Annotated in this window: 28 protein-coding genes and 1 riboswitch; of the genes, 19 read left to right on the plus strand and 9 right to left on the minus strand. The window is 56.9% G+C overall.

All coding sequences use genetic code 11. The features are described 5' to 3' along the window. Window positions 1–124 precede the first annotated feature (124 nt). The gene (locus QOL67_RS18835) at window positions 125–553 is read left to right on the plus strand and encodes an FKBP-type peptidyl-prolyl cis-trans isomerase (protein ID WP_283427535.1); all 429 of its coding nucleotides are present in this window, start codon (window positions 125–127) and stop codon (window positions 551–553) included. Window positions 554–615: 62 nt separating this feature from the next. On the opposite strand, the gene QOL67_RS18840 is transcribed toward QOL67_RS18835, so the two are convergent. Then, window positions 616–945, minus strand: a complete 330-nt coding sequence (locus tag QOL67_RS18840; RefSeq protein WP_283427536.1) for a hypothetical protein — start codon at window positions 943–945, stop codon at window positions 616–618. 283 nt (window positions 946–1,228) lie between these two features. Here QOL67_RS18840 and QOL67_RS18845 point away from each other — a divergent pair, with 283 nt between their 5' ends. Then, window positions 1,229–2,284 carry an NAD(P)H-dependent flavin oxidoreductase gene (locus QOL67_RS18845; RefSeq protein WP_283427537.1) on the plus strand — a complete coding sequence of 352 codons (1,056 nt, stop codon included), beginning with the start codon at window positions 1,229–1,231 and terminating at the stop codon, window positions 2,282–2,284. A 59-nt stretch (window positions 2,285–2,343) separates the two neighbouring features. On the opposite strand, the gene fabB is transcribed toward QOL67_RS18845, so the two are convergent. The 5 genes from fabB to QOL67_RS18870 form a co-directional block, all read right to left on the minus strand. Beyond that, a complete protein-coding gene (gene fabB, locus QOL67_RS18850) occupies window positions 2,344–3,573 on the minus strand; it encodes a beta-ketoacyl-ACP synthase I (RefSeq protein ID WP_283427538.1) in 1,230 nt (409 codons plus the stop codon). A 158-nt stretch (window positions 3,574–3,731) separates the two neighbouring features. Beyond that, a complete protein-coding gene (locus QOL67_RS18855; protein ID WP_283427539.1) occupies window positions 3,732–4,139 on the minus strand; it encodes a GFA family protein in 408 nt (135 codons plus the stop codon). Between the two features lie 83 nt (window positions 4,140–4,222). Beyond that, on the minus strand, window positions 4,223–5,023 hold the full coding sequence (locus QOL67_RS18860; protein WP_283427540.1) for an ABC transporter ATP-binding protein: 801 nt from the start codon (window positions 5,021–5,023) through the stop codon (window positions 4,223–4,225). Continuing rightward, a complete protein-coding gene (locus QOL67_RS18865) occupies window positions 5,020–6,081 on the minus strand; it encodes a FecCD family ABC transporter permease (RefSeq protein WP_283427541.1) in 1,062 nt (353 codons plus the stop codon). The genes QOL67_RS18860 and QOL67_RS18865 overlap by 4 nt, the downstream gene beginning before the upstream one ends. 69 nt (window positions 6,082–6,150) lie before the next feature. After that, window positions 6,151–7,305, minus strand: coding sequence for an ABC transporter substrate-binding protein (locus QOL67_RS18870; RefSeq protein ID WP_283427542.1), 1,155 nt, complete (start codon window positions 7,303–7,305; stop codon window positions 6,151–6,153). Window positions 7,306–7,662: 357 nt separating this feature from the next. Here QOL67_RS18870 and QOL67_RS18875 point away from each other — a divergent pair, with 357 nt between their 5' ends. After that, window positions 7,663–8,175 carry a hypothetical protein gene (locus tag QOL67_RS18875; RefSeq protein WP_283427543.1) on the plus strand — a complete coding sequence of 171 codons (513 nt, stop codon included), beginning with the start codon at window positions 7,663–7,665 and terminating at the stop codon, window positions 8,173–8,175. Between the two features lie 73 nt (window positions 8,176–8,248). Further along, window positions 8,249–8,722 carry a tRNA (cytidine(34)-2'-O)-methyltransferase gene (locus QOL67_RS18880; RefSeq protein WP_283427544.1) on the plus strand — a complete coding sequence of 158 codons (474 nt, stop codon included), beginning with the start codon at window positions 8,249–8,251 and terminating at the stop codon, window positions 8,720–8,722. Between the two features lie 143 nt (window positions 8,723–8,865). Here QOL67_RS18880 and fabA read toward each other — a convergent pair whose 3' ends face one another. Then, the gene (gene fabA, locus QOL67_RS18885; RefSeq protein WP_283427545.1) at window positions 8,866–9,372 is read right to left on the minus strand and encodes a 3-hydroxyacyl-[acyl-carrier-protein] dehydratase FabA; all 507 of its coding nucleotides are present in this window, start codon (window positions 9,370–9,372) and stop codon (window positions 8,866–8,868) included. Between the two features lie 179 nt (window positions 9,373–9,551). Here fabA and irrA point away from each other — a divergent pair, with 179 nt between their 5' ends. After that, complete coding sequence (gene irrA / locus QOL67_RS18890; protein WP_283427546.1) at window positions 9,552–9,968, plus strand: iron response transcriptional regulator IrrA; 417 nt, start codon at window positions 9,552–9,554, stop codon at window positions 9,966–9,968. 85 nt (window positions 9,969–10,053) lie between these two features. Beyond that, window positions 10,054–11,037, plus strand: a complete 984-nt coding sequence (locus tag QOL67_RS18895) for an NADPH:quinone reductase (protein WP_283427547.1) — start codon at window positions 10,054–10,056, stop codon at window positions 11,035–11,037. A 4-nt stretch (window positions 11,038–11,041) separates the two neighbouring features. Here QOL67_RS18895 and QOL67_RS18900 read toward each other — a convergent pair whose 3' ends face one another. Both QOL67_RS18900 and QOL67_RS18905 read right to left on the minus strand, forming a co-directional pair. Further along, entirely contained in the window at window positions 11,042–12,532 is a 1,491-nt protein-coding gene (locus QOL67_RS18900) for a phospholipase D-like domain-containing protein (protein WP_283427548.1), read from the minus strand. A 44-nt stretch (window positions 12,533–12,576) separates the two neighbouring features. Beyond that, window positions 12,577–13,446 (minus strand): hypothetical protein, encoded by an 870-nt coding sequence (locus QOL67_RS18905; RefSeq protein ID WP_283427681.1) that lies wholly within the window; start codon window positions 13,444–13,446, stop codon window positions 12,577–12,579. A 122-nt stretch (window positions 13,447–13,568) separates the two neighbouring features. Between QOL67_RS18905 and miaB the strand changes: the two genes are divergently transcribed. The 13 genes from miaB to QOL67_RS18970 all read left to right on the plus strand — a co-directional run bounded on the left by miaB (window position 13,569) and on the right by QOL67_RS18970 (window position 26,443). Then, window positions 13,569–14,903, plus strand: a complete 1,335-nt coding sequence (miaB, locus tag QOL67_RS18910; protein ID WP_283427549.1) for a tRNA (N6-isopentenyl adenosine(37)-C2)-methylthiotransferase MiaB — start codon at window positions 13,569–13,571, stop codon at window positions 14,901–14,903. 262 nt (window positions 14,904–15,165) lie between these two features. Then, a complete protein-coding gene (locus QOL67_RS18915; RefSeq protein ID WP_430458979.1) occupies window positions 15,166–15,720 on the plus strand; it encodes an OmpA family protein in 555 nt (184 codons plus the stop codon). Window positions 15,721–15,732: 12 nt separating this feature from the next. Then, window positions 15,733–16,032: a hypothetical protein gene (locus tag QOL67_RS18920; RefSeq protein WP_283427551.1), complete on the plus strand. Its 300-nt coding sequence runs from the start codon at window positions 15,733–15,735 to the stop codon at window positions 16,030–16,032. 168 nt (window positions 16,033–16,200) lie between these two features. Continuing rightward, on the plus strand, window positions 16,201–17,241 hold the full coding sequence (locus tag QOL67_RS18925) for a PhoH family protein (protein WP_430458974.1): 1,041 nt from the start codon (window positions 16,201–16,203) through the stop codon (window positions 17,239–17,241). A 40-nt stretch (window positions 17,242–17,281) separates the two neighbouring features. Next, window positions 17,282–17,788 carry an rRNA maturation RNase YbeY gene (gene ybeY / locus QOL67_RS18930; RefSeq protein WP_283427552.1) on the plus strand — a complete coding sequence of 169 codons (507 nt, stop codon included), beginning with the start codon at window positions 17,282–17,284 and terminating at the stop codon, window positions 17,786–17,788. A gap of 36 nt (window positions 17,789–17,824) precedes the next feature. Then, window positions 17,825–18,721: a hemolysin family protein gene (locus tag QOL67_RS18935; RefSeq protein ID WP_283427553.1), complete on the plus strand. Its 897-nt coding sequence runs from the start codon at window positions 17,825–17,827 to the stop codon at window positions 18,719–18,721. Beyond that, the gene (gene lnt, locus QOL67_RS18940; protein ID WP_283427554.1) at window positions 18,714–20,219 is read left to right on the plus strand and encodes an apolipoprotein N-acyltransferase; all 1,506 of its coding nucleotides are present in this window, start codon (window positions 18,714–18,716) and stop codon (window positions 20,217–20,219) included. Before QOL67_RS18935 ends, lnt begins: the two co-directional genes overlap by 8 nt. A 35-nt stretch (window positions 20,220–20,254) precedes the next feature. Further along, window positions 20,255–20,303: riboswitch (SAM-SAH riboswitch) on the plus strand. 4 nt (window positions 20,304–20,307) lie between these two features. After that, complete coding sequence (gene metK, locus QOL67_RS18945) at window positions 20,308–21,489, plus strand: methionine adenosyltransferase (RefSeq protein ID WP_283427555.1); 1,182 nt, start codon at window positions 20,308–20,310, stop codon at window positions 21,487–21,489. Between the two features lie 154 nt (window positions 21,490–21,643). Further along, entirely contained in the window at window positions 21,644–22,498 is an 855-nt protein-coding gene (locus QOL67_RS18950; RefSeq protein WP_283427556.1) for a bile acid:sodium symporter family protein, read from the plus strand. 58 nt (window positions 22,499–22,556) lie between these two features. Next, window positions 22,557–23,294: a tRNA (guanosine(46)-N7)-methyltransferase TrmB gene (trmB, locus tag QOL67_RS18955; protein WP_283427557.1), complete on the plus strand. Its 738-nt coding sequence runs from the start codon at window positions 22,557–22,559 to the stop codon at window positions 23,292–23,294. Window positions 23,295–23,349: 55 nt separating this feature from the next. Beyond that, on the plus strand, window positions 23,350–24,396 hold the full coding sequence (locus QOL67_RS18960) for an amidohydrolase family protein (RefSeq protein ID WP_283427558.1): 1,047 nt from the start codon (window positions 23,350–23,352) through the stop codon (window positions 24,394–24,396). A gap of 104 nt (window positions 24,397–24,500) precedes the next feature. Further along, entirely contained in the window at window positions 24,501–25,847 is a 1,347-nt protein-coding gene (aroA, locus tag QOL67_RS18965) for a 3-phosphoshikimate 1-carboxyvinyltransferase (RefSeq protein WP_283427559.1), read from the plus strand. Window positions 25,848–25,939: 92 nt separating this feature from the next. Continuing rightward, the gene (locus QOL67_RS18970) at window positions 25,940–26,443 is read left to right on the plus strand and encodes a hypothetical protein (RefSeq protein ID WP_283427560.1); all 504 of its coding nucleotides are present in this window, start codon (window positions 25,940–25,942) and stop codon (window positions 26,441–26,443) included. Window positions 26,444–26,466: the final 23 nt, after the last annotated feature.

Genomic DNA, 26,466 nt, shown 5'->3' on the forward strand with positions numbered 1-26,466 from the left:
CAGGCAGATTGGCAGGTTTGATGCGGCGCGAAAAGGCCTGTTTGCTATTCAGGGGTCGGCCCTTTAGGTTGCCGCGCGAAAGCCGGCCGGAGGGGTCGGAAAATGCTTGCAGATGGGACATATTATGACCGCAGCAAAATCGGGCGACACCGTCCGCATCCACTACACCGGCACCTTGAATGACGGCACCACCTTTGACAGCTCCGAAGGCCGTGACCCGTTGGAGTTTACGCTTGGCTCCGGTCAGGTGATCCCAGGGTTTGACACCGCGGTGGACGGCATGGCTGTGGGTGACAAAAAAGTGGCGGAAATCCCGGCGGATCAAGCCTATGGCCCACGTCACGAGGAAGCCATTCAGGATGTGCCTCGGGAACAGATCCCGGCAGAGATTCCGCTGGAAGTTGGGCTGCAGCTGCAGATGCAGTCTCCAACTGGCCAAGTTATGCCGGTGACGGTTGTCGAGATTTCCGATGAGATTGTGAAGCTGGACGCGAACCACATGTTGGCAGGCAAGGACCTGACCTTTGCAATCGAGCTTGTGTCGATCAACTGATCTGAGGATTGGTGATGTAGATTTTAAAGCCCGCCGGTTTCGGCGGGTTTTTTGTAGGTGGATCAGGGGCGCAGCACTTGTTTATCTGCCACAAACTTGCCGCGCTTGCAGTAGGCCATATCCTCAAAAAATGAGGCCACGCCACCAAGTCGATTTTCGCAATGCCGGCTGAACTGAAACTCATGCAGGATGGATTTTGGGCGATGGGTGTTGTTGTGCTCGGCGCTGTCGGAGATGGTGCTTTGCAAGGCGACAAAGACAATCACCAGGCTGACAATCACCAGAAAAGGTTCCGCCCGGTGCAGCCATGGCCTGCCGGAAAAGGCATTGGTGGTTAGAAACACCAAGAGCGCCAGGCCGGATGCAGCAAGAATGATCGCGGAAATGGGCATTTGCAAAAGGGTCCATGCAAGCGAGAACGAAACATTCCGGGTCTATACTGTGGGCGTTGTTCAACCTCCAAGGCATTTCCCGGTGCCCATTTCGCCCATTTGCTATGCGTTTTGCGCATGGCTTGGGTAATAGGCTGATAAATTTCACCAAATTGGTAAGGGGATTTACCGATTGGTGTGTTTTGAAAATCTTGAAACTGTTTTGTACTGGTTTTGTGCCCGTAGTTTGACGGGCTTTTCTTTTGGCGGGGCTGCGCTAGCGTGTGGTTAGGGAGGACGTCATATGGATTTGGCTGCGGGTTTGAGATTGAAATGGCCACTGTTGCAGGCGCCGATGGCCGGTGTTTCTACACCGGAGATGGCGGCGGCGGTGAGCAATGCCGGTGGGCTGGGTGCGCTGGGTCTTGGCGCGGCGGGTGTGGATGGGGCGCGGGAGATGCTGCGGGCGACGCGGGCACTGACGGTTCGGCCTTTTAATGCCAATGTATTTTGCCACGCGCCCGCGCTACGGGATGCGGATGTGGAAGCGGATTGGCTGGCAGCACTGGCGCCGACGTTTGCGCGGTTTGACGCAAAGCCCCCTGAAGCGTTGCATGAGATTTACCGCAGTTTTGTGGTGGACCGGGCGATGTGCGACATGTTGATCGAAGAGGCGCCGGGAGTGGTGAGCCTGCATTTCGGAGTGCCGGAGAAGGCGTGGATTGCGGAATTGCAGGCGGCAGGCAATTTGGTGTTTGCCAGTGCGACCAATGTGAACGAGGCACGCGCCTGCGAAGCTGCGGGTGTGGATGCGATTGTGGCGCAGGGCATTGAGGCGGGCGGCCATCGCGGGGCGTTTGATCCGGATGTTGAGGATGAGGCATTGCCGACGCTGGCGCTGGTGGAGCGCTTAGTGGCAGTTTGTGAGCGGCCAGTGATTGCCGCTGGTGGTTTGATGGATGGCACTGATGTGGCGCGGGCTTTGGGACGTGGCGCAGCAGCAGCGCAGTTGGGCACGGCGTTTTTGGATTGCACGGAGACGGCGGCGGATGCGGCCTACCGCGCGGCGTTGCGGGACCCGGAGCAGGGGCCGCCGGTGTTGACGACGTCAATATCCGGACGGGCGGCGCGCTGTATGCGCAATGACTTTGTCAAGTTGGGACAGGGTCTGCATGCCAAGGTGCCGGACTATCCGGTGACTTATGATGCGGGCAAGGCGCTCAACGCGGCAGCAAAGGCAGCAGGCGAGAATGGATTTGGCGCGCAATGGGCTGGCACTGGCGTGGCGCGGGTGCGCTCTGGTGGCGCGGCGGAGATTTTGGAAGCGATTGGCGCGGGTTTAGATGCGGCGCAGGCCTGACATCAGAAACAAGAAATGCCCCACGTGGGGGCATTTCTGAAAGCGTGTCGCAGGGCGTGTTAGCCGCGATACTTGGACAGCAGCATGGAGCCGTTGGTGCCGCCAAAGCCGAAGCTGTTGGTCATCACCGTGTCCAGACCAGCGTTTTCAACCAGATCCGTTGCCACTTCGCCCGGGTTGATCGCAGGGTCTAGGGTTTCCACGTTGATCGACGGCGTGATGAAGTCGCCATCCAGCATCAGCAGGCAGAAGATTGCTTCCAGCGCACCTGCCGCGCCCTGGGCGTGGCCGGTCATGGACTTGGTGGAAGAGATCGGAGGCGTGGTGCCTTCGCCAAAGACGCGGCGCACGGCCTCAACTTCACCAACATCGCCCACTGGCGTGGAGGTGCCGTGTGCGTTGATGTAACTGACCTTGCGGTCTTCTGGCAGCGTGGCTGTTGCCAGACGCATGGCGCGTTCGCCACCTTCACCAGAAGGTGCCACCATGTCGTGGCCGTCCGAGGTTGCGGCAAAGCCGGTGACTTCGGCGTAGATTTTGGCACCGCGGGCCAGCGCGTGGTCGAGGTCTTCGAGAACAACAATGCCGCCGCCGCCGGAGATCACAAAGCCGTCGCGGCTTTCATCAAAGGCACGGGAGGCCTTTTCCGGGGTGTCGTTGAACTTGCTGCTCATCGCGCCCATGGCGTCAAACAGACAGGAGAGAGTCCAGTCGAGCTCTTCGCCGCCGCCCGCAAACATCACATCCTGTTTGCCCATCATGATCTGTTCCGCCGCATTGCCGATGCAGTGCAGGGAGGTCGAGCAAGCGGAGGTGATGGAGTAGTTGATGCCTTTGATTTTAAAGGCGGTGGCCAGGTTCGCCGAAATGGTCGAGCTCATGCATTTTGGCACTGCAAAAGGCCCGATACGCTTGGTTGCGCCGGTTTTGGCCACGGTCTGGTGTGCCACCAGCATCGCCGAGGTGGAAGGACCACCGGAGCCCGCCACAAGGCCGGTGCGTTCGTTCACAACCTGATCGTCAGAGAGACCGGCATCGGCAATGGCCTGTTGCATGGCGATATGAGCGTAAGCCGCGCCGGGACCCATGAAGCGCAGGGTGCGTTTGTCGACCTGCTCTTTGATGTCGATGTCGATGTGACCGGCAATCTGGCTGCGGAAGCCGTGCTCGGTCATTTCGGCACTGGCGGAAATTCCGGATTTGCCCGCTTTCAATGAGGCGGTGACTTCTTCGGCATTGTTGCCAATCGAGGATACGATACCCAGTCCGGTAACGACGACGCGACGCATGTGCGCTCTCCCTTAGTTTGTTGAGCACTATGTAGGGGATGAAGGGGGGGCGGCGCAAGGTGGGGCGTTGCGACAGGGCGCCTAGGGGCGGGAAATTTGTGACCCGATGGTTGGTGCCGCTGCCAGCCTGGGTGTTGGAGGCTGGCAGCGGTGCAGTTTCAGCCCGGCATCTTCTCAAATGCGGGAAGGCCGTCCTCCAGAACCGTGGCGTCCAATTTGCTGGACACGTAGACGTTCACTTTCGGGGCAAACTCTTGATGTTCTTTGATGTTCCCGGCGCGGATGCCCAGCATGCCTTCGCGGGCAGAGTTTTGCGTGAACAGGGGGGTGCCGCAGGTGGCGCAGAAGTGTTTGGTCATTGTGGTGCCCGCATCCGAGCCGTGTGAGAATGTTTTGGGCGTGCCGGTGATCTTCACATCATCCTGCTTCATGAACATCAGGGTTGCATAAGCGCTGCCGGTTGAGTGACGGCAAGCGGTGCAGTGGCAATTGGCCATGACCGGCACGTCGCCGTCCGCTTCAAATGAGATTTCGCCGCAGAGGCAGTGACCTGTGAGATGTGTCATGGGATGTCCTTCGATGTTCGCACCATTGCCTCGCGAGAGTACGGCAATAAGGCGATGCATCAAGGATTCATCCCATGAGTCACTTAATGGTGAGTGGGGCCTGCTGTTCCCTGGTGGGCCAACCGCGCATCCACATAAAGCACATTGCGCTGGGTGCGCTCCAGGTCTGTGAGAACGCGGTAGGTTTCTTCGATCTGGGGCAGGGCAAGGATGTGCTCGGGTTTGCCGTCCGCCAGTATGGCACCGTCGCGCAAGAGCACGAGGCGGTCGCAGAATTTGGCAGCGAGGTTGAGGTCATGCAGGGCGGCCATCACCACGGGCTTTTTGCGGTCCATCTCGTTGCGGACCGAGGTCAGGATGGAGAGCTGGTGGTGCAAGTCCAGCGCGCTGGTAGGTTCATCCAGCAGGATCACATCCGGCGCACGCACGATGGTTTGGGCGACGGCGACCATTTGCGCTTGCCCGCCGCTCAGATCCGCCACGCCACGGTTGGCGAGGTGGGACAGGCCAAGCGCGTGTAGCGTGTCAGAGACGCGGTCGAGGTTGTCGTTGTTCACCCGCCAACCGGTGGTTTGCTTGAGGGCCAGCAGTACGCTTTCAAACACCGAGAGAAGCGCGTTGCAGCCATAGGCTTGCGGCATGTAGGCCACCCGTTTGGCGCGGTCTTTGCGGCCCAGCTGGGTGACGTCTTCGCCTGCGATGGTCAACGTGCCTTTGGTAGGCGTGATTAGGCCCGCGATGGTTTTGAACAGGGTGGATTTGCCCGCGGCGTTAGGGCCGATAAGGCCGACAAAGGCGCCGGGGGGGATGTTGCTGACGGTCACGTCTTGCAGGACATTGGTGCGGCCGTAGCCTGCGGACAGATTGGCGATGGTCAGGGTCATTGCAGGCGCTCCCGTCGTGAGCTGAGGATGATTGAGATGAAGATCGGCACACCAATCAGCGAGGTGATGATGCCTATGGGATAGATGATGCCCGGCGTAATGGTTTTGGAGATCAGCGAGGTGAGCGACAGCACCAAGGCGCCAACAAGCGCGGAGAGCGGCACAAAGTAGCGTTGGTCTTCGCCCACCAGCATGCGGGCAATGTGCGGCCCAACAAGGCCCACAAAGCCTACGGTGCCGACAAAAGATACGGCGGTGGCGGCAAGCAGTGAGATACAGATCAGCATTTCCACGCGCAGACGGCCTACGTCCACGCCCATGCTTTGCGCGGTGGCTTCGCCCATGCGCAGGGCGGTCATCGGCCAGGTGCGGTAGAGGCTGAAGGGGATGGCGAAGCAAAGGAGGATGGTGCCGAGGCCGATCTTTTCCCAGCTGGCGCGGCTGAGCGAGCCCATCATCCAGAACACAATGCGGGCGATTTGGTCCTCTGAGGCCATGTATTGCATCAGCGCCAGCAGGGCGGAGAAGGTGAAGAAAATTGCGATGCCAAAGAGGATCATGGTTTCAGATCCCACCCCTTTGAGGCGGGTGGCCAGCAGGATGAAACCACAGGTGCAGAGCGCAAAGACAAAGGCGTTTACAGTGACCAGCAGGGGGCCGACGGCGGGGATAACGCTGATGCCAAGCACAATGGCAAGCGAGGCGCCAAAGCTGGCGGCGGCGGAGACGCCAAGTGTGAACGGTTCGGCCAACGGGTTGTTCAGGATGGTCTGCATTTGCGCGCCTGCGACAGCGAGCAGAGCACCAACCAGAACGGCGGTCACGGCAACAGGCAGGCGATAGTCCCAGACAATGACCTTCAATCGCGCACCATGGGACATTGGATCAAACAGCACTTCGGCAACGGTGGACAGGCTGTAGCCACCCGGTCCGGTGGTGATGTCCAGTAGGAAGCTCAGGCACAGAAGGCCAAAGACGGCGGCGATAACGCCGTAACGGCGGGATACACGCGCCACATAGGCGTGGCGCAGTGCCACGGGATCAACATTGAGGGTCACGAGGGAGGTCTCCGGAGGAAAAAGGTGTCCGGCCCCGCAATCTGCGGAGCCGGGTGTTGGCGGGGGGATTTAGCCGCCAACGTCCAGACTGCCCCAGAACACGCCGGAGTAGTCGATCGGAAGGAACTTATCGTGCAGCTCCTTCATGGAGGCCTCTGGATCTACGTCCTCAAACAGCTCCGGATGCATCCATTTGGCAAAGGCTTGCATCGCTACGAAGTGGTAGGGGCTGTTGTAGAACTGGTGGTAGACCGAGTGGAAACGACCGTTTTTCACGGCCGACAGCTCGCCCCAGCCTTCGCGGGAAGCCAGCGCGGTCAGGCGTTCTTGCACCTGTGCTTGCTCCGCTTCGTACCCAAACAGCACGGCCGTGGTGGCCGGGTTTGCCTCAGACCAGTTGGCGCCGGTGCCGATGATGATTTCTGGATCATCCGCAAAGATTGCCTCAAGGCTGACGCTGGTGCGGAAGCCCGGGAATTTCAGAGAGCCCCAGTTGCGGCCGCCGGACATATCGACCAGACGGCCCAAGTTGGCCGCGCCAAAGGTGTTGCAGCATTTGTTTGGGTTATAGCCCGCAGCGCTCTCGATGAAGACAACAGGGCGGTCTTCAACCGGGATCTGCTCTACGCGGGAATAGATCAGCTTCATCTGTTGTTGATAGTAATCGCTGAAGGCGTCCGCATTGTCGCGCTTGTCAAAAATGCGACCCATCAGCTGAATGCTGGGCACGGTGTTCTCTGTTGGGTTTTGACGAAAGTCGACAAAGACCGTGGCCACGCCAGCCTCTTCGAGCTTTTCGATGATGCCGCTTTCCTGCGCCTTGAGCAGGTTGCCGAGGTTCATAAACACCACTTCGGTGCCCAGGGTGATCACGGCCTCCAGATTCCATTCATCAGAATAGGGGCTGCCAAAGCTCTTGAGGCTGGCAATTTCCGGGAATTTTTCGAGGTATTTGCGGTAGGCGTCCGGGTCATATTTGACCATGTCGTCTTTCCAGCCAACAACGCGCTCAAACGGGTTTTCCTGATCCACAACCGCAATGGAATAAATCATGCGGCCTTCGCCGATCACGATTTTGGATGGGTTTTTCTCAACTTCGACAACGCGGCCTGCGACGTCGGTGACGGTGATGGTCTCTGCGAGGGCGATCGTGGCGGACGTTACGGAAAACGTCATTGCTGCGGCAGCGGAGCAAAGACCCCGTGTCAGTGTACTGACTTTCATGGGTCTCTCCTTGGATGTGTCGCGACAGGAGTCGCGAACTGACGGCAAACAATGATGATTTACTAAAATTGTCAAGTATGAGTCTCGGTTTATTAACGAATTGGCAAACTAAAATGGAAGGTTGTGGTTTGTTCATTAGGGGGAGGCTTGGGAGCTCGGAAATCGGGTCTTTGCGCGCTGGGCAAATGTCATGACAAGCGGTTTTGAACCATTGCGACATCATTCTGTAGCCGACGAGGGAAAGTTCTTGAGCATTTTTCAGTGAGTCATTGATGAAAGGCCACAATGAAACGTTCCAGCCACTATCATTCCTAGCCGCGTAGCTTAAAGGAGGGGGGACCCCACGGAGATTGAACGATGAACACTTCACAAACGCTGCCGGAACTGATTGCGGCAGCACAGGTCAAAGCAAAGATCTCTGAAGATTGTATCTTGGAAATTCGAGACCTTCTGGAAAAGCAGACCGCGTCCGAAGCACAAGTCGAGGAGTTTCGCGTGGCGCACGTCGCGCTTGAGCTGGCGGCGGTCGATACCTTTACCCTGTTTGAGGCGCGCATGCAGCACCACTTCAGACGGGGCCCATTTTCCCGAAAGTTAAGAGCCGCACTTTTGGATGCCGGGCATAGTGACCTCGCCGACAGGATCCACAAATACTATTTGGCAATCAACGTGCTCAAACACGGAAAAGGCGCGAGCTATAGGGAACTGTGCAATACCCCGACCGAGCTTTTTCATGTGAGGCGCACTGAAACGGTCATGTCACAGGACGAAGACGCTCCTTCAAGCTTTATAGATATTGGCGTACGAGGCTTTTTTGATGGACTCGCCGCAACCCTTCTTGAAGCTCAGAAATTCCTCGAAGACCAGTAGCTTTCAGAGCTCGATTTACAAAACGCGTGCATGGCGAATGCTACGTCCTCAAGTGAGAAAGTTTACACACCGAATGTCTGAACCGTGCCTGAAAATTGTGTTGGTAACACCCGAAATCCCTTACAATACAGGCGCTATTGGACGGACGTGCGTTGCATTGAACCTAGAGCTGATTTTGATCAAACCGTATGGGTTTTCGCTTGATGAGAAAGCCGTGCGGCGTGCTGGAACAGACTACTGGAAATATGTTCATCTCAGCGAATATGAGAGTTGGCAAGCCTTTCTAGATGAGCGCCGCCCGCTGCCCGAAAGCCTATACTTCTTCGAAGAACATGGCGACCAAACCATTTACGATCCTGACTATCAACAGGATGGCTACCTGGTGTTTGGGTGTGAATCCAAAGGCCTGCCTTCGGAAGTTCTAAATGGGATGGAAGATCGAACATTCAGTTTGCCGATGCTCGATTCACGTGTCCGATCGCTCAATTTGGCAAATGTGGCCACAGCAGTTGTCTATCAAGCCATGCGGACGCAATTGGGTGGTTGAAGGCCGCCAGTGGTGAGTTGATTAGTGCTGCCTGCAAGAGTGCGTAGCGGTCGATATCCAATGTACTGAATGACAAAAGCTCCCGAAGAGTACTTCGGGAGCTTTTGATTGTAGTGGCAGCGCCGATACGGCTGTGGCGCAGATTATTCCGTCGCCAAGCCGACTTTCATGTCTTTGACCGCGTAAATCTCTTCACCGTCTGCGTGTACGGTACCGTTGGCGACGCCAAGCTTCAGCTTACGGTCGATGATACGTGTGTATTGTACATTGTAGGTCAGCATCTTGCGGTCAGGTTTGACCATGCCTTTGAGCTTCACTTCGCCCACACCCATCGCCATACCTTTGCCGGGCATGCCGCGCCAGCCAAGGCCGAAGCCGGTCAGTTGCCACAGGCCGTCAAGGCCCAAGCAGCCTGGCATGATTGGGTTGCCGGGGAAGTGGCAGTCAAAAAACCAGAGGTCGGGCGTGATGTCGAATTCTGCGATCACGTGGCCTTTGCCAAACTCACCGCCGTCTGCGGAGATGTCGGTGATGCGATCCATCATCAACATCGGTGGCATTGGCAGTTGGGCGTTGCCGGGACCAAACAATTCGCCACGGGCGCATTTCAGCAGGTCGTCTTTGTCAAAGCTCGTGGGGTAGTCGGCCATTCTGGTGGTCCCTTGTCATCTCGGTGTTGCTTTTGCCTGCTTTATCACCTGCCAGCGTGGTCCTGCAAGGCAACTGTCGACAAGGGGCGCCGGGCCGCAGATTTGTTTGCGACTCATTTTCATTTGAAATTGGGGTGCAGTTCGCGTTAAATATGCAGCTGACGCACAGGATATGACTTATGACCACTGAGGCACTTCGTAACGGCACCCAATGGCTCGCATCAGCTGGACTGCGCCCAACACGGCAACGTGTGGCGCTGGCCGGGTTGCTTGTGGGGGATGGTCAGGACCGGCATGTGACAGCGGAAAGCCTGTTTGCCTCGGTGCGTGAACATGGGGATCGTGTGTCTTTGGCGACGGTTTACAACACGTTGCGGGCGTTTTGCGACGCGGGTCTGATGCAGGAAATCACCGTGGATGGGTCAAAGAGCTATTTTGACACCAACACCGGCGACCATCCGCATTTCTTCTGGGAAGATGATCGCGTGCTGACCGATGCCCCTGCGGACGAACTGGAGATTTCCCGGTTGCCAGGCGCGCCTGAAGGGGCTGAGATATCCAAGATCGATGTTGTGATCCGCTTGCGCCGCACCTGAGCGACGCTGGGTCAAACCCTCCCTCCTGCAATTGTTCCTGATTTGCACCTGTGACAGCATGGGCGCAGAGCAAAGAGGATTTGTCATGAAAGCAGTGACGTGGCGTGGCTTTGGGCCAGCGCGGGAAGTTTTGCGGATCGAAGAGTTGGCAGCGCCGACGCCAAAGGCTGGCGAGGTTTTGGTGCGGGTGGCGTTTTCCGGGGTCAATCCGTCAGATTGCAAGGCACGGGGGGGCGCGCGACCAGGTGTGACCAAGCCGCCGTTTGAGGTGATTGTGCCGCATAGCGATGGTGCGGGTGTGATTGAAGCGGTTGGCGCAGATGTTGACGCGGATCGTGTTGGGCAGCGGGTGTGGATCTGGAACGGGCAGTGGCAGCGGCCATTTGGCACCTGTGCGGAATACGTTTGTCTGCCAGCGGAGCAGGCAGTGTCTTTGCCAGACGGCGTGTCCTTAGAAGACGGCGCGGTGATGGGCATTCCGGGGCTGACGGCAGCGCAGACGGTGTTTGGTGGTGGAGATGTCATGGGGCAGACCTTGCTGGTGTCTGGCGGCGGTGGCTCTGTGGGGTATCTGGCGGTGCAGCTGGCAGCCTGGGGTGGCGCGACGGTGATTGCCACCTGTGGTGCGCGGGATGTGGAACGGGTTAAAGCTGCCGGTGCGTCACATGTATTTGACTACGCAAGCCCAACATTGGCGGCGGATATCCTCGCCGCGAGTGGCGGTGGTGTGGATCGGGTTGTGGAAGTTGAACTTGGGCCGAACTTGGTGCTGCTGACTGAAGTATTGAAGCCTTTGGGCACCATTGCGGCTTATGGGTCGGCTAAAAACATGGCTCCGGAGATGCCGTTTGGACCGATGCTGTTCAAAGCGTTGAAGCTGGATATTTCGCTGATTTACATCCTGCCGCTGGCAGCGCGGGAGGCCGCGATTGCGCGGCTACACGCAGCCTTTGCGGATGAGGCGTTGACGCTGGACGCGCCCAATGTGTTTGGGTTGGATGAGGTGGCAGCCGCACATGAGATGGTTGAGGCTGGTGGGCGCACGGGCGCGGTTTTGGTGAAATGTTAAGTCGTTAGGTGAGGCCTTCGAGGCCAAACCATTGTGGCAGCACCGACATGAAACGCCGCCAGAGACCTGCATCTGGGTCTTTGGTGACAACCGTGGGCACGATCGTTTTGGGCTGATGCGTCCATAGTAGTCCGGTTTCGGTTGCGGTGACTCGATAGGCAAAATCCGCGAGGTTGGCTTCGATGCTGGCAAGCATGCTGCGCGCGTAGGCGGGGCTGTCGACCAAGAGGCCAATTTCGGCGTTGATTTTGATCGAGCGCGGGTCGAGGTTGAGGGAGCCGACCAGCACGGAGCTGTTGTCGATGATGGCGAGCTTGGTGTGCAGGGTGATGTGCGGCGGGCTGTCCTGATCGGTCAGGTTGAGCGCGGCAATGGAGTCGTGGCGCAACTCGTAGAGTTCCACACCGGCCGTCAAAAGATCCGCGCGATGGCGGGCGTAGCCGCCATGCACGTAAGCGTGGTTGGTGGAGGCAAGCGAGTTGGTCACAATGCGGACTTTGACGCCAGATCGAGCGAGGTTGGCATAGAAGCGCGCGCCGTAATCTTCGGGCACAAAATAGGGGCTGATCAGGGTGACCTGAGATTTGGCTTCGCCGATGGCGGCAAAGAAGGCTTCGCCCAAGACATGCGGGCCTTTTCCGTCGGGATTGCGCAGCTTCTGCGGCGGGTCTGCGATAATGCGTGAGGTGCCACGAAATGGGGCGACTTTTCGATTGGAGATGTCTTGTAGATAAGGCGCGTTGATGGCTTTGGTGTAGGCGACAACTTCGGGACTGTCCGGGTCATAGGCCCAGTCGGACAGGCTGATTTGCGGTGGTTGTGGCGCCGATTTGGCGCGCAGGTTGGCAACGGGAACGGCGTAGGTGTCGTTCCAGTAGGTGTCAAAGATCGGATTGATCTCAGCCGCTTCGGGGCCAAAGACAGCGAGGTCGTAGTCGGCAAAAACTTCGGTGGGTTTGAGTTCGTAATACTCATCCGCAAAATTGCGCCCACCGATGATCGCCATGTCATTGTCGACCACAAAGGTTTTGATGTGCATGCGCCGGTTCACGCGTTTGAAGTCCCAGAGAAACCCCATGGATTTGGGCGCGTTGCGGGAACTTGGATTAAAAATGCGGATCTCGATGTTGGGATGCGTGTCCAGTACGGCGAGGTCGGTGTCATCAGCGGTGGTGAAAACATCATCTACCAGAAGCCGCACACGCACGCCGCGATTGGCCGCATCAAACAGGCGGTGGGTGAGAATGCCGCTGGCGGTGTCCGGTTTGATCAGGAAGGTGGCAATGTCGATGCTGTGCTGCGCGCTTTCGATCATGCGCAGTCGGGCACCAAGCGCGTCGGTGCCGTTGGTCAGCTCAAAATAGGCGGATTGGGAACCGGTTTGGGCGGATACAGCGCGACTGACGGCGTCAGAAGAGGTGTTGGCGGCTGTAAGGGCATAAGAAGGTGTGCGTGGTCCATCAAAGGGGACTTTGGCGCAGGCTGTGAGGCTCATCGCTATCACTATGGCGGTTGCAATCCTAAGCGGGGGCACCGCGGTCAGAACCACTGTCCGGGTTCCATCAGGCCGAGGTCGAGCAATTGGCGAGAATGCCAATCAAACCGCACCGAATTGTGCCAGGTGAACTCGTGAATATCGAAGGTTGAACCGGGGTTGAATTTTAAGGCCTTGGCTGTGCGAAAAGAACAGACGGCCGCGGTGAGGTTGTTATGCCACGGGCAGGCGTAGGTGTTGTATTCTTCGTCTGAAAACGTGAAGTCGTCACGCAGTTTCAGGCCGGGTTTGGTGCGAAAAATCGAGATGCGATCAATCTTGCGTTTTTGCGCTGGGATGTGTTCTTCAAAACGCCAGCGCAAGCCACCAAAAAAGTCCAGTTGGCGCTCCTTGGGGTGGTTGTGATTGGCCGCATCGGTGCGGGCCAAAGCATAGTAGCCTGAGCGATCAAGCTGCGCGTCTTCCAGTGACACGGCACCAGGCGTGACTTTCAGGTCAGGCGCATAGAGGTCAATCACATAGGTGAGCATCGCGTCGCGCTGCTCTTCGGTATGAAAGGCGAGCATTTCTCCAATGCCACGGGTCTCACAGAACGGGAAAAAAAGATATTCAGCGTTAAAGCAATAGTAGAGCCAGAGTGCGGGGGCCGCCTCAATAACTCTGTTCACGGCCTCAATCATTGGCTGGCCACGCGCCACATCCATTGTGATGCGGGGGCAGAGCGCCGCCAATTCGTCAGGCAGGGCAAATTCGGCGGGCATAAACACGATGACCTTTGCGAAGCCAAGATCGAGATGATGATACAGCGTACTCGCGATTTCGACGACATCTTCGGCAAAGATCAAGGCCACCGGCCCTTTCGCCAGTTCAGCTGTGCCGCTGCGCAGAAACTGCTCCAACGAGTCGTATGTCATGCGCGGCCCCATCTGCGTGTTTTTGTCCTTGTTGTGCTCAAAATCCGCTAAAAGCGATCGCATTGCAAGCGCCCCTCGTTTTCTGTAGTGAGGCGCCTTAAAACCGCTGCAGGATATGTCCCATGGCCGACAACACCACCGCTGAGAAAAAGAAGCTCTTCATCAAGACCTACGGCTGTCAGATGAACGTCTATGACAGCGAACGCATGGTCGAGGCCATGGATGGCGCAGGGTATGAGACCACGGACACACCGGATGACGCGGATATGATCCTGCTCAACACCTGTCACATCCGGGAAAAAGCCGCGGAAAAAGTCTATTCAGAGCTGGGCCGTTTCAAAGGGCTGAAGGCCGAAAAGCCAGACCTGAAGATTGGCGTGGCAGGTTGTGTTGCGCAGGCCGAAGGCAAAGAGATTATGCGGCGCCAACCGATTGTTGATTTGGTTGTGGGGCCACAGGCGTATCACCGCCTGCCGGAAATGGAAGCCAAGACCCAGGAAGGCGCGAAGGCGTTGGACACTGACTTCCCGGAAGAAGACAAATTTGAGAAGCTCAAACGCCGCCCAAAGGCCAAACGTGCACCAACGGCGTTTTTGACTGTACAGGAAGGCTGCGACAAGTTTTGTGCCTTCTGTGTGGTGCCGTACACGCGAGGCGCCGAGGTCAGCCGTCCGGTGGATCGTGTGATCACTGAGGCCCAAGACTTGGTTGAGCGCGGTGTGCGCGAAATCACTCTGTTGGGCCAGAACGTGAATGCCTACCACGGGACACACAGCAGTGGCGACATGACCCTCGCTGGTCTGATCTGGGAGCTCGATAAGATTGATGGGTTGGAGCGTATTCGCTTCACCACGTCTCATCCCAACGACATGATGGATGACCTGATCGAAGCACATGGCACCTGTTCCAAGCTGATGCCGTATCTGCATCTGCCGGTGCAGTCAGGCTCCGACAAAATTCTGAAGCGTATGAACCGCAACCATGATCGCGACAGCTACATCAAGTTGATTGAGCGCATTCGCGCAGCACGGCCGGACCTGATGCTGTCTGGCGACTTTATTGTTGGTTTTCCCGAAGAGACCGAGGCCGATTTTCAGGACACATTGGATCTGATCAAAGAAGTCAAATACGGGCAGGCGTACAGCTTCAAGTATTCAACACGCCCGGGCACCCCTGCAGCGGAGCGCCCACTGGTGGATGAGGCTGAGGCCAATGATCGGCTGCAGCGCCTGCAAGCCTTGCTCAGCACCCAGCAGAAAGAGATCCAAAACAGCATGGTCGGCAGAGAAGTCAACGTGCTCTATGAAAAGGCCGGGCGGCTTGAGGGGCAGATGGTGGGCAAATCTGACTACTTGCACGCGGTGTTTGTGGCGGATCCAAAGGGCAAAGTTGGCGATATCAAACGTGTGAGAATCGTGGAAAGTTCAGCCAACTCCCTGGGTGCTGTGCTGGTCTGATATTGATCCAAGCTCGGAAACAATCTTGGTTAATTTGAGAATATTGATGCGTGCGCTCACCTTACGGTAGGGCATGGCTGCCACATTTTGGGCATATTTCTTGTCCCCGGACAGGGGAATTAAGCATTTCTTCTTCACATGACGTGCAACTCAGTGCATCTTGATCGAATAGAGAAAGCTTTGATTTAGAACGTGTTTCAAAAAATAAATAGCTTTCGGGGGATATGGAGAGGAACTCGCTGTGGCGAATAAGTCCAAAAAAATGGCGCGGGCGGCGCTTGGAGGTGTGGCAGCTGCCTGCGTTGCACTTCTGGCCATTGCTCAGCCCGCTGCGGCCCAAAACCAACGCACCGTTCTGGGCCAACCGTATGTGCCAACCGTCTGGGTTGATCCGGATGGCTGCGAACATTGGGTGATGGATGACGGCGTGGAGGGATACATGACTCCACACGTGAACCGTCAAGGTATTCCGGTGTGTCGTCGAGGTAACGTCTGTGGTGTGATGAACTCTGACCAGTTTTTCGCGACCGACAAATACGCGATCAATTCGGCCAATCGTCAGCGTTTGGCAGAGTTCTTTAGCAGCTCTACCGCGTCGGCCTTCATTGTAGCTGGTCACACGGACAGCCGGGCAAGCGACGACTACAACATGCGCCTGAGCTACAACCGCGCCAATGCTGTGGCCAAAGTTGCCCGCGGCACCGGTGCACGGGTTGTGGATGTGCGCGGGTACGGGGAGCGCATGCCGCGCGCAACCAACCGCACCGCCGCGGGCATGTCGGAGAACCGTCGTGTCGAAATCATCTGTCTGCGCTGAGGGAGAGAAGACATGAAACTGACCAAAAGCGTTCTGCTTCTCGGCCTCGCAGTGAGTGTGTCGGCCTGTGTTGACAATAAAGTCGACAAAACCGTGGACAATTACACAGACAACGGTCACTTGAGCAATCTGATTGCCGGTGTCTGGGTGGATCCAAATGGCTGTGATCATTGGATCATTGATGACGGCGTTGAGGGCTACCTGTCCCAGCGTTTGGACCCATACGGCAAGCCAGTGTGTTCCGGTGCAGCTCCTCCCGGCGTGGCGACCGGTCCGTTCAAAGCCGGTCAGGGTATCGGCGACTGGATCTGATCCACATCACATAAGAGTTTTGAAGGTCGCTGGAAATTTCCGGCGGCCTTTTTTGTGTTTTGGGCATGGGCAATGTTGTGCGCGTCACGGAAAATTCACGCCGCTGCGCTTGCGCCCGTCTGCGCAACTTGGCACGATGGGGCATAACCCGCTTCACAGGAGATGTGATTGGCCACTGGCACCATGACCCCACCGCCTTCATCCGATGCCCCGAAAAATATTTCGGTGGAATTCCCGGACAACAGACTGCTGATTGAGCTTTGCGGCGAATATGATCGCAACCTTGCGGATATAGAGCAAAAACTGGGTGTGCAGATTCTGCGCCGGGGAAATTTGCTCGACATTCATGGCGAAGAGGCGGCGCAAGCTGAGGCCGCTGAGGTGCTTACCGGGCTCTATACGCGCCTGGAGAGTGGCAAGTCTGTTGAAGGTGGCGACATTGATCGCGAGATTCGCATGGGTGGCTCTGAAGAAGACACCGGCGTGCGGGACGGCGATCAGATCGAGATGTTCAAAGGCGGCGCTGTTGAAATTAAGACCCGCAAAAAGCTGGTCGAGCCGCGCACGGATGCCCAGAAAGCCTATGTGCTGTCCTTGTTTGACAATGAGCTGGCGTTTGGAATTGGCCCGGCTGGCACCGGCAAGACTTATTTGGCTGTCGCCGTTGGTGTGAGCATGTTCATTTCGGGGCAGGTGGATCGGATTATTCTGTCGCGCCCGGCTGTCGAAGCTGGCGAAAAACTGGGCTACTTGCCCGGTGACATGAAAGACAAAGTCGACCCCTACATGCAGCCGCTGTATGACGCGCTAAATGATTTTCTGCCCGCCAAGCAGCTTGGCAAGTTGATCGAGGAAAAGAAGATCGAGATTGCGCCACTGGCCTTTATGCGGGGCCGCACATTGGCCAATGCGTTTGTGGTGCTGGATGAGGCGCAGAACGCAACCACGATGCAGATGAAGATGTTCCTCACCCGTCTGGGCGAGGGCAGTCGTATGGTGATCACCGGCGACCGCAGCCAGATCGATTTGCCACGTGGAGTTCCCTCTGGCCTAAAAGATGCGGAGCGGCTTCTGTCCAATATCAAAAATGTCAGTTTCAATTACTTTACGGCGGATGATGTGGTGCGCCACCCGCTTGTGGCTGCGATCATCAAAGCGTATGACGCGGATGCGATGCGGGCGTTGAAAGATAAGGACAAAAAGTCCTGAAACGCCCTTTTGCCAGATATAATCACGCGGTGCGCGGGCGATGCTGACGGACACCATTTTTGAAGACGACCGCTGGAATTCTGTGGCGTTTGAAAGCTTGGCCGAAACAGCGGCGCAGGCGGTTTTGGGGCATCTGTGCTTGGAGACCGCCGCGTTTGAGATTGCGGTGCTGGCCTGTGACGACGCGCGCATTGCGGAGCTAAATGCTGATTTTCGAGACAAGGACAAAGCCACCAATGTGCTGAGTTGGCCCAGTGAAGAGCGCGGTGTCGACATGGATGGGGACACGCCGGACCTGCCAGAGCAGAGCTTTCCTAGCATGCCGGAAGAGCTTGGTGACATTGCGATTTCATATGACACCTGTGCGCGTGAAGCGGTGGAGGCTGGCAAATCCATGGCTGACCATGTGATGCACTTGATGGTGCACGGTACTTTGCATTTGTTGGGCTACGACCATGTGCGTGACAAAGATGCCACTTTGATGGAAGGTTTAGAGGCCACCATACTTGGCAAACTGGGTCTGTCGGACCCATATGACGTGAGTTAGCGGCCATAAGGTCGCGGTAAACCTTGGAAAGGGCCCATGGGCGATAGTTCAGACGGGTCTTCTAACGCAGCGCCAAGCGCGCAGCCGGAAGGCCAGATAAAGAAACCAAAAGGGTGGATTGGCCGCCTGTTTGGCATGAGTGACACAAAAGATGCCGTGGTAGAACGCCCGGCCCGCGTAAACACGCCCGTGCCGCAGGCACATGGTATGATGAACCTGCGTCGCATGCGGGTGGAAGACGTGGCTGTGCCCAAAGCCGATATTCAGTCGGTGCCCACAACCATCACCAAAATTGAGCTTGTTCAACTGTTTCGCGACAGCGGGCTGACTCGTGTGCCGGTGTATGAAAACACGCTGGATACGCCGGTGGGGTTTGTGCACCTAAAAGATTTTGCGCTGCGGCATGGGTTTAACGGCGACAAGGCCAAAGACTTTGACATCACCAAAGTGCTACGCCCGCTGTTGTTTGTGCCACCCAGCATGTCGATTGGCGTGTTGCTGACCAAGATGCAGGCCGAGCGGCGGCATATGGCGTTGGTGATTGACGAATATGGCGGCGTGGACGGTTTGGTCACCATCGAAGATCTGATTGAACAGGTCATTGGGGAAATCGAAGACGAGCACGACGTGGAAGAGGCTGACCTCTTTGTAGAAGAGAAGCCTGGTTGCTACCTCGCGCTGGCAAAAACGCCATTGGATGAGTTTGAAACAGCTGTTGGTCGGTCTTTGACACACCACGAAGAGGTGGACCCGGAGGAGATCGATACGTTGGGCGGGTTGGTCTTTATGCTGGCGGGGCATGTGCCGGCCCGTGGCGAGGTGGTTGAAAGTCCGGATGGCGTGGAGTTTGAGGTGGTGGATGCCGATCCGCGCCGGATCAAACGCCTGCGGGTATTCCTGCCAAGCCCAAGCGTGGTTGTGCAGGATGGCTGACGGCGCTTTGCGCCGCCGGTTGCGGGCTGTTCCATGGAAGACAATTGGCTGCGGCGCGCTTGCCGGGGTCGTCGCTGCGCTGGGGCACCCGCCGTTTGATGTTTGGGTCTTGACGCTACTTGGCTTTGGCACCGCGTTTTTTCTGTTGATGCGAGCTGTTTCTGGCAAGCCGGCTTTCTGGCTGGGGCTGGGGTTTGGCACCGGTTACTTTGCGCTCTCGCTGAGCTGGATTGTCGAACCGTTTCTTGTGGATCCATGGTTGCACGGCTGGATGGCCCCGTTTGCGATCACGTTTATGTCGGTTGGGCTGGCGCTGTTCTTTGCATTGGCTTTTTGGGCGGGCAAACAACTGAGTTCCACCACTTGGCCTGTCGTGCTGACGCTTACCTTGGCGGAGCTTGTACGGGCGTATCTGTTGACCGGGTTTCCTTGGGCGATGCCGTCATATGTGTTGATTGATCAAGCTGTCGGGCAGGGGGCGGCGTTTGTTGGTCCGCACGGGTTGAACGCAGTATTCTTCTTGGTGGCCTGGTGTTTGGCGTGGGTGGTGTTCAGCGGTGATCGACGGCGGTTCTGGGCGCCCATTGCGATGATTGGCGTCGCAGGTCTGTTTGTTCCGCTTACCGTCTCTGACCCAATACCGGGTGACGATCGTCCGACAATCCGTCTTATCCAGCCAAATGCACCACAACATCAAAAGTGGGATCCAAACTACGCCGGTGTCTTTTTTGAGCGTCTGGTGCGCTTTACACGCGCCGGGGAAGAACGTCCCGACCTGATTGTCTGGCCGGAGACTGCGGTGCCGGTGTGGCTGCACAATGCGGCAAGGACGTTAGGGATCATTTCTGATGCCGCAGGGGATGTGCCGGTGGTGCTGGGCATCAACCGGGCAGAAGGGGCGCGGATCTTTAACGCGGCAGTGTTGATGGACGCGGAGGGACGTGTCACCCAGACCTATGACAAGCACCATCTGGTGCCGTTTGGGGAATACATCCCGCTCGGTGATATGCTGAGCAGAATTGGCATTCAGGGGTTGGCCAGCCGCACTGGAGATGGGTTTTCGCCCGGCGCAGGGGCGGATGTCATCGACCTTGGGGCGATGGGCAAGGCGCTGGTGTTGATCTGTTATGAGGCAGTGTTTCCGCAAGACGTGCGCGCCGCGCCGGAGCGGCCGGATTTCATTTTGCATCTGACCAATGACGCTTGGTTTGGCAATTTTTCGGGGCCTTATCAGCATTTGTCTCAAGCACGCATGCGCGCAATTGAAAGTGGGCTGCCAGTGCTGCGCGCAGCCAATACTGGCGTGAGCGCAGTGATTGATAGCAAAGGCCGTGTGTTAGACGCCTTGCCGCTCAATACCGAAGGCTATTTGGATGCGGCGTTGCCGGAGCCATTGTCTAGAACACTTTATGCAAAGAGTGGTGATCTGCCGTTAACCATTGTGATTGTGCTGCTGCTGTTAACAACGCTTTTACTGCGTTGGCGCGAAACACATTGACCCTGCACTGGCACGGGCGTAAGTCAGACTGGAAATTATCGCCACAACGGCTTCCTGACGTGGCGAAGTACGCATATTGGAGCACTTCATGACACGACAGAACTACACGTTTACTTCCGAAAGTGTTTCGGAAGGACATCCTGATAAGGTGTGCGATCGCATTTCCGATGCTGTATTGGACGCTTTTTTGGCAGAAGAACCTGAAGCCCGCGTGGCAGCGGAAACGTTTGCGACAACAAACCGGGTGGTGATTGGCGGTGAGGTTGGTCTGTCAGATCAAGACAAGCTGCATGATTACATGGAGCGCATCGACGAAATTGCGCGCGCATGTATCAAAGACATCGGCTACGAACAGGAAAAGTTCCACCACGAGACCGTGGAGATCACAAACCTGCTGCACGAGCAGTCCGCCCATATCGCGCAAGGCGTTGATGCGGATGGCGACAAGGATGAAGGTGCCGGTGATCAAGGCATTATGTTCGGCTATGCGACCACTGAAACTGACGCGCTGATGCCAGCCCCTATCCAATACGCCCACGCGATCCTACGGCGTTTGGCGGAGGTGCGTAAATCCGGTCAGGAGCCAACGCTTGGTCCTGACGCAAAGTCGCAGTTGTCCGTGGTCTATGAAGGTGGCAAGCCGGTTGGCATTGACTCGATTGTGCTGTCGACACAGCATTTGGACGAGAGCATGACCAGCGCGGATGTGCGCGCGGTAGTAGAGCCCTACATTCTTGAAACGCTGCCTGATGGGTGGATCACGGATGCGACGGCATGGCACGTGAACCCAACCGGCAAATTTGTGATTGGTGGCCCCGATGGGGACGCGGGGCTGACAGGCCGCAAAATCATCGTGGATACCTACGGCGGTGCGGCTCCGCATGGCGGCGGGGCGTTTTCCGGCAAAGACCCAACCAAGGTTGACCGCTCTGCAGCTTATGTGGCGCGGTATCTGGCCAAGAACGTTGTGGCGGCGGGCATGTCAGAGCGCTGCACCATTCAGCTTTCTTATGCGATCGGCGTGTCTGAACCCTTGTCTATCTATGCCGACACGCATGGCATAGGAGATGTGGCACCTGCTGATATTGAGAAGGCGATCCGCAATGTGATGTGCCTGACCCCACGAGGCATTCGCGAGAAGCTGCAGCTCAACAAGCCGATCTATGAGCGCACGGCTGCCTATGGCCACTTTGGCCGCACACCCAGTGACGACGGCGGCTTCAGCTGGGAGCGCACCGATCTGGTTGAGGATCTGAAAAAAGCGATTTGATCCACGAAACATCGTGAGATTGAAAAGCCCGCCGAGTTTCTTGGCGGGCTTTTGTGGTTTTGTGGGTGGCCAATCAAAAGCTGCCCCAACGGAAGTCTTTGGAATTGTTAAAGACCTGTGCCACGGTCGCCTTGCGAAACGGGAGGAATGCGCGATGTTGATCGATGTGGCTTTGCCGCTGTCGTTGGCCATAATTATGTTTTCACTGGGGTTTGGACTGACCTTTGCCGACTTCGGCCGGGTGTTGACCATGCCAAGGGCTGTCATTGTTGGGGTGCTGATGCAAGTGGCGGCAGTGCCTGCGGTGGCGTTGCTTTTGGTATCATTCACAAACTTGCCGCCTGCGATGGCCTTTGGGGTGATGCTGCTGTCATTTTGTCCTGGGGGGGTGACCTCCAACATCCTGACCAAGTTGGCCGGCGGCACGGTCGCGCTTTCGATCACATTGACAGCTGTGGTGAGCCTGTTGTCCGTGCTGACAGTGCCTGCCTTGACGGGCTGGGCCGCAACCACCTTTCTGGGCGGCGATGCGCCGGTGATCAATGTGACCGCGATTGGCATGAGCATGTTTGTGATCACCGCAATTCCAGTGGCGATTGGCGTGTTGCTGCGGTTTGTTGCACCGACATTTGCCGACAACAACGAACGGCGTGTGTCTGCATTGGCATTGGTGTTGTTTGTGGTGATCGTGGGGGCGGCGCTGGCGACCAACTGGACGATGTTCATGGAAAACATTGGTGGTTTGGGGCCGGTTCTGATGGCGCTGAACGCAGTTCTGCTCGTTGTGGGTGTTGTGGTGGCTCGGGTGCTTGGACTTTCCGGGGCGGACGGGCTCTGTATTTCTGTGGAGATGGGGGTGCAGAACGCAACCTTGGGCATCGCTGTGGCAGGCATAATTGCGCAAACCGGCGGCATTCCGGAGTATGCTGTGCCTGCGGCAGTTTATGGGATCACCATGTATATTGTGACCATTCCCGGAATGTTCATTTTGCGCAGAATTTTTGGCTGAACTTGACCTTTGCTGCAGGTTTGGGCAAAGGCAGGCCCGCAGCATAAGGTAATTTGGCATGTCCGACGACAAACACCCCGGCAAAGATTCTGGCAGACACGCAAGCGGTGCGCCATGGCGCAACTTCTATGGCCGTTTCAAAGGCAAAGGCTTGCGGCCCAGCCAAGAGGCGTATCTGGATGAAGATCTGGCGGCGTTGTCTCCCGGTAAAGTGGGCTGGGATGTAAACCCAGAGCGGGAAAACCTTGATCTAGAGGCGCTGTTTGGCGGCAAAGATGTTTGGTTGGAAGTTGGTTTTGGCGGCGGCGAGCACATGGTGCATCAAGCGGCGCAGAACCCGGATGTGGGCATCATTGGGTGTGAACCCTACATCAACGGTGTGGCCATGCTGCTTGGCAAAATCCGTGAAGCCGGAGCGGAAAACATCAAGGTGCATCCCGGTGATGCGCGGGACATGTTTGACGTGCTGCCGGATCAAAGCCTGAGCCGGGCGTTTTTGCTTTATCCAGACCCGTGGCCAAAAAAACGCCACCACCGCCGTCGTTTTGTGACGCCAGAACATCTGGAGCCTTTGTCGCGCAAGTTAAAACCTGGTGCAATTTTCCGCGTGGCGACGGACATTGAAGACTATGTGCGCCAGACGTTGGAAGAAGTGCCGCGTCAGGGGTTTGAATGGTTGGCGGAGAAACCTGAGGATTGGCGTGAGCCGTGGGGGGATTGGATTTCCACGCGCTATGAACAGAAAGCCTTCCGGGAGGGGCGCACACCGCATTATCTGACCTTCAGGAAGACTTGATAAAGACGCGGGTTTGAACAATTCTGGGGGCATTTAGTTATATATTGAGTGCCCCATGTCAGATCGCCATATCATCAATTGTCACCTTCACTTGTTCACGCTGGACAATGTTCCCGAAGATTTTCCGAGCCCGATTGTGGGCAAATTGCGCAACAAGCCTCGACTGATCAGTTTTCTTGCAAAAATGCTCAAGGGCGTTGCGCCGCAGATTGAGCGCCTTGCACGAATGGCGGATGTCGGGCGGCTTGAGTCACAAGAGAAGGTCTTGCAGCGGGTGCTGCCACATTACCCAGACGATACGCAGTTTGTCATACTTCCAATGGACATTGCGCCGGGCGGCTATAGTGAGGCGCCTGTGGGGTTGCGAGAGCAGCATGATCTTCTGGCACAGCTCTGTCGGACAGGAAAATATGCCGAGAGATTGATCCCCTTTGCCGCGCTGCACCCAGCACGTGAGGGAGCGTTTGATGAATTTCGCCGCTGTGTGGAGGAACATGGATTTCGCGGGCTGAAGCTTTATCCCAAGCTGGGATACTATCCCTATCATCCAGTTTTGATGGACAAGGTGTACCCTTACTGCGTCGACAACAATCTGCCTGTCATGACCCATTGTTCGCGCGGCGGCGTTTATGGAAAAAACGCCGCGGGTGTTTGGGGAGAAGACCTTGGCGCGCCGCACCGCTATATCCCGGTTATGGCACAGTTTCCGGAGTTGCGCATTTGTCTGGCGCACTTTGGCGGCAGTGACGAATGGGAGGACTATGTGGCGGGGATTGATCCGCTGGACCCGGACGCGCGAATTGTGAATTGGGTGACCATGATCCGCGACATGATCAAATCACCGGAGTATCCAAACCTGTTCACTGACATCAGCTATACGATGTTCGATTTTGAAGAGAACCTGCCGTATCTTGATATTTTCCTGAAAAATGATGCGCTGCGTTCTCGTGTTTTGTTTGGCTCTGATTACTACATGACCAAGCAGGAAGATTTGTCGGAGCGGGCGGTGTCGATGCGGATGCGGCATGCGCTTGGGGATGAACTCTATTACCAGATTGCTCATGACAACGTGAGGCATTGGCTGACGGGGGAAGCGGTTTGAAACAGCGCCGGCTGTGGTGGCGCAATAATCGCGTCAATCCTGCCATGGACCTTGGGCATTTGTTGCGCTAACAGCGTTGGCAACAGCAATAAGGATGACGCGCTATGTCTGGCCACGGCACCCCAATTCCGATGACTTCTTCCCCTTGCGGCCCCTTGTCTGGAGAGGCGCACGTGCCTGGCGACAAGTCGATCAGCCACCGCAGTTTGATCCTGGGTGCGATGGCCGTTGGCGAGACCAAAATCTCTGGCCTGCTGGAAGGCGAAGACGTGCTCGACACCGGTAAGGCGATGGCGGCGTTTGGGGCAGAGGTGATCAACCACGGCGAAGGCAATTGGTCGGTGCATGGTGTGGGTGTTGGTGGCTTTGCTGAGCCGGACAATGTGATTGACTGTGGCAACTCTGGCACTGGCGTGCGCCTGATTATGGGCGCAATGGCGACAAGCGACATCACCGTGACCTTTACTGGGGATGCAAGTTTGAATGGGCGTCCGATGGCGCGGGTAACCGATCCGATTGATCTGTTTGGCACCGTGTCTGTGGGACGGTCCGGTGGGCGTTTGCCAATGACCATTGTGGGCGCAAAAGACCCGGTGCCGGTGCGTTACGAGGTGCCGATGCCGTCGGCGCAGGTGAAGTCTGCCGTATTGTTGGCGGGGTTGAACGCGCCGGGGCAAACTGTGGTGATTGAGAAAGAGGCGACGCGGGATCATACTGAACGTATGTTGGCGGGTTTTGGTGCAGAGATTTCCGTTGAGGAGACCGACGAAGGCCGCGTGATCACCCTGACCGGTCAACCTGAGTTGAAACCTCAGACCATTGCAGTGCCACGTGATCCAAGCTCGGCGGCATTCCCCGTTTGTGCGGCGATCATCACGCCGGGATCAGATGTGCTGGTGCCAAACATCGGTTTGAACCCAACGCGGGCAGGGCTGTTTTATGCGCTGCAAGCCATGAATGCCGACCTGACGTTTGAGAATGAGCGCGAAGAAGGCGGGGAGCCTGTGGCGGACCTGCGGGCGCGGTTCTCGCCTGATCTCACGGGCGCTGAGATCGACCCGGCGCGGGCGGCGAGCATGATTGATGAATATCCGGTGTTGTCTGTTGTCGCAGCTTTTGCCAAAGGCGAGACTGTGATGCGCGGCGTGAAAGAGCTGCGTGTCAAGGAAAGCGACCGGATCGACGCCATGGCCAAAGGCCTGCGGGCCAATGGTGTCGAGGTTGATGAGGGCGACGATTGGTGGATCGTGAAAGGTCTGGGCCACGGCAAAGTTCCGGGCGGCGCGACCTGTGAGAGCTTTCTGGACCACCGCATCGCCATGAGCTTTATGGTGATGGGTATGGCCACCCAGAAACCAGTGAGCCTAGATGACGGCAGTCCAATTGCGACATCTTTCCCGATTTTTGAGCCGTTGATGGATGGCTTGGGCGCGAAGATCACCCGCGCTTAAACCAGCGGCATACGTTTTTGTTGATTTTGGCGGTGGCTTGGTCATGATCGGGCCACACTGCGTTGTGTGGTGTCAATCAGTAGCGAGGCCACATGCAGCGGGTGTTTTGGAGCAGTTTTGCAGCGGCAACCGCCATCTATTTGGTGATGGTGTTTTGGACCATGCCCACGATCAGCGCGGCGGCTGGCGGGATGGTACCGTTTGATATGCGGCCGTTTGGATATACGGCGCAAGAAGCGCGCAACTTCTTGGCATCGTTGACGGCTGACGGGCGCGATTTTTATCTTTCGGTTCAGTTGCGTTTGGACCTGATCTATCCGGCGGTGTTGGGTATCATGCTGATTGTCGGGTTCCAAAACCTGTTTGAGCGCCCCTGGAGCATGCTGTTTTCATTTGTCGCATTGATCATGGTGTCTGCCGATTACCTTGAGAACTATATGGTGGCGACCATGTTGCACAGCGGGGCCGATGGGCTTGAAGACAGTGTGGTGGCCTTTGCAAGTTTTTGGACACGGTGCAAATCGGCCGCAGCCACGGTTGCTTTCGTTGGGCTTTTGGCGGGCGCGGTGATGCAGGTGCGCCGCCGGTGGGCATAAACCGGCGCAGCGCGACGCCGCCG

Origin of the sequence: Shimia sagamensis (genome assembly GCF_900182745.1) — a bacterium.
GTDB lineage: Bacteria > Pseudomonadota > Alphaproteobacteria > Rhodobacterales > Rhodobacteraceae > Shimia > Shimia sagamensis.

Bases quoted from the DNA above. Each gene is read 5' to 3' on its own strand.
- QOL67_RS18840 (WP_283427536.1), bottom strand. From the start codon at position 945: ATGCCCATTTCCGCGATCATTCTTGCTGCATCCGGCCTGGCGCTCTTG.
- QOL67_RS18875 (WP_283427543.1), top strand. From the start codon at position 7,663: ATGAACACTTCACAAACGCTGCCGGAACTGATTGCGGCAGCACAGGTC.
- QOL67_RS18895 (WP_283427547.1), top strand. From the start codon at position 10,054: ATGAAAGCAGTGACGTGGCGTGGCTTTGGGCCAGCGCGGGAAGTTTTG.
- QOL67_RS18835 (WP_283427535.1), top strand. From the start codon at position 125: ATGACCGCAGCAAAATCGGGCGACACCGTCCGCATCCACTACACCGGC.
- miaB (WP_283427549.1), top strand. From the start codon at position 13,569: ATGGCCGACAACACCACCGCTGAGAAAAAGAAGCTCTTCATCAAGACC.
- QOL67_RS18915 (WP_430458979.1), top strand. From the start codon at position 15,166: ATGGCGCGGGCGGCGCTTGGAGGTGTGGCAGCTGCCTGCGTTGCACTT.
- aroA (WP_283427559.1), top strand. From the start codon at position 24,501: ATGTCTGGCCACGGCACCCCAATTCCGATGACTTCTTCCCCTTGCGGC.
- lnt (WP_283427554.1), top strand. From the start codon at position 18,714: ATGGCTGACGGCGCTTTGCGCCGCCGGTTGCGGGCTGTTCCATGGAAG.
- QOL67_RS18855 (WP_283427539.1), bottom strand. From the start codon at position 4,139: ATGACACATCTCACAGGTCACTGCCTCTGCGGCGAAATCTCATTTGAA.
- ybeY (WP_283427552.1), top strand. From the start codon at position 17,282: ATGCTGACGGACACCATTTTTGAAGACGACCGCTGGAATTCTGTGGCG.
- QOL67_RS18935 (WP_283427553.1), top strand. From the start codon at position 17,825: ATGGGCGATAGTTCAGACGGGTCTTCTAACGCAGCGCCAAGCGCGCAG.
- QOL67_RS18960 (WP_283427558.1), top strand. From the start codon at position 23,350: ATGTCAGATCGCCATATCATCAATTGTCACCTTCACTTGTTCACGCTG.
- trmB (WP_283427557.1), top strand. From the start codon at position 22,557: ATGTCCGACGACAAACACCCCGGCAAAGATTCTGGCAGACACGCAAGC.
- metK (WP_283427555.1), top strand. From the start codon at position 20,308: ATGACACGACAGAACTACACGTTTACTTCCGAAAGTGTTTCGGAAGGA.
- QOL67_RS18905 (WP_283427681.1), bottom strand. From the start codon at position 13,446: ATGACATACGACTCGTTGGAGCAGTTTCTGCGCAGCGGCACAGCTGAA.
- QOL67_RS18880 (WP_283427544.1), top strand. From the start codon at position 8,249: ATGTCTGAACCGTGCCTGAAAATTGTGTTGGTAACACCCGAAATCCCT.
- QOL67_RS18920 (WP_283427551.1), top strand. From the start codon at position 15,733: ATGAAACTGACCAAAAGCGTTCTGCTTCTCGGCCTCGCAGTGAGTGTG.
- fabB (WP_283427538.1), bottom strand. From the start codon at position 3,573: ATGCGTCGCGTCGTCGTTACCGGACTGGGTATCGTATCCTCGATTGGC.
- QOL67_RS18950 (WP_283427556.1), top strand. From the start codon at position 21,644: ATGTTGATCGATGTGGCTTTGCCGCTGTCGTTGGCCATAATTATGTTT.
- QOL67_RS18845 (WP_283427537.1), top strand. From the start codon at position 1,229: ATGGATTTGGCTGCGGGTTTGAGATTGAAATGGCCACTGTTGCAGGCG.
- irrA (WP_283427546.1), top strand. From the start codon at position 9,552: ATGACCACTGAGGCACTTCGTAACGGCACCCAATGGCTCGCATCAGCT.
- fabA (WP_283427545.1), bottom strand. From the start codon at position 9,372: ATGGCCGACTACCCCACGAGCTTTGACAAAGACGACCTGCTGAAATGC.
- QOL67_RS18870 (WP_283427542.1), bottom strand. From the start codon at position 7,305: ATGAAAGTCAGTACACTGACACGGGGTCTTTGCTCCGCTGCCGCAGCA.
- QOL67_RS18970 (WP_283427560.1), top strand. From the start codon at position 25,940: ATGCAGCGGGTGTTTTGGAGCAGTTTTGCAGCGGCAACCGCCATCTAT.
- QOL67_RS18900 (WP_283427548.1), bottom strand. From the start codon at position 12,532: ATGAGCCTCACAGCCTGCGCCAAAGTCCCCTTTGATGGACCACGCACA.
- QOL67_RS18860 (WP_283427540.1), bottom strand. From the start codon at position 5,023: ATGACCCTGACCATCGCCAATCTGTCCGCAGGCTACGGCCGCACCAAT.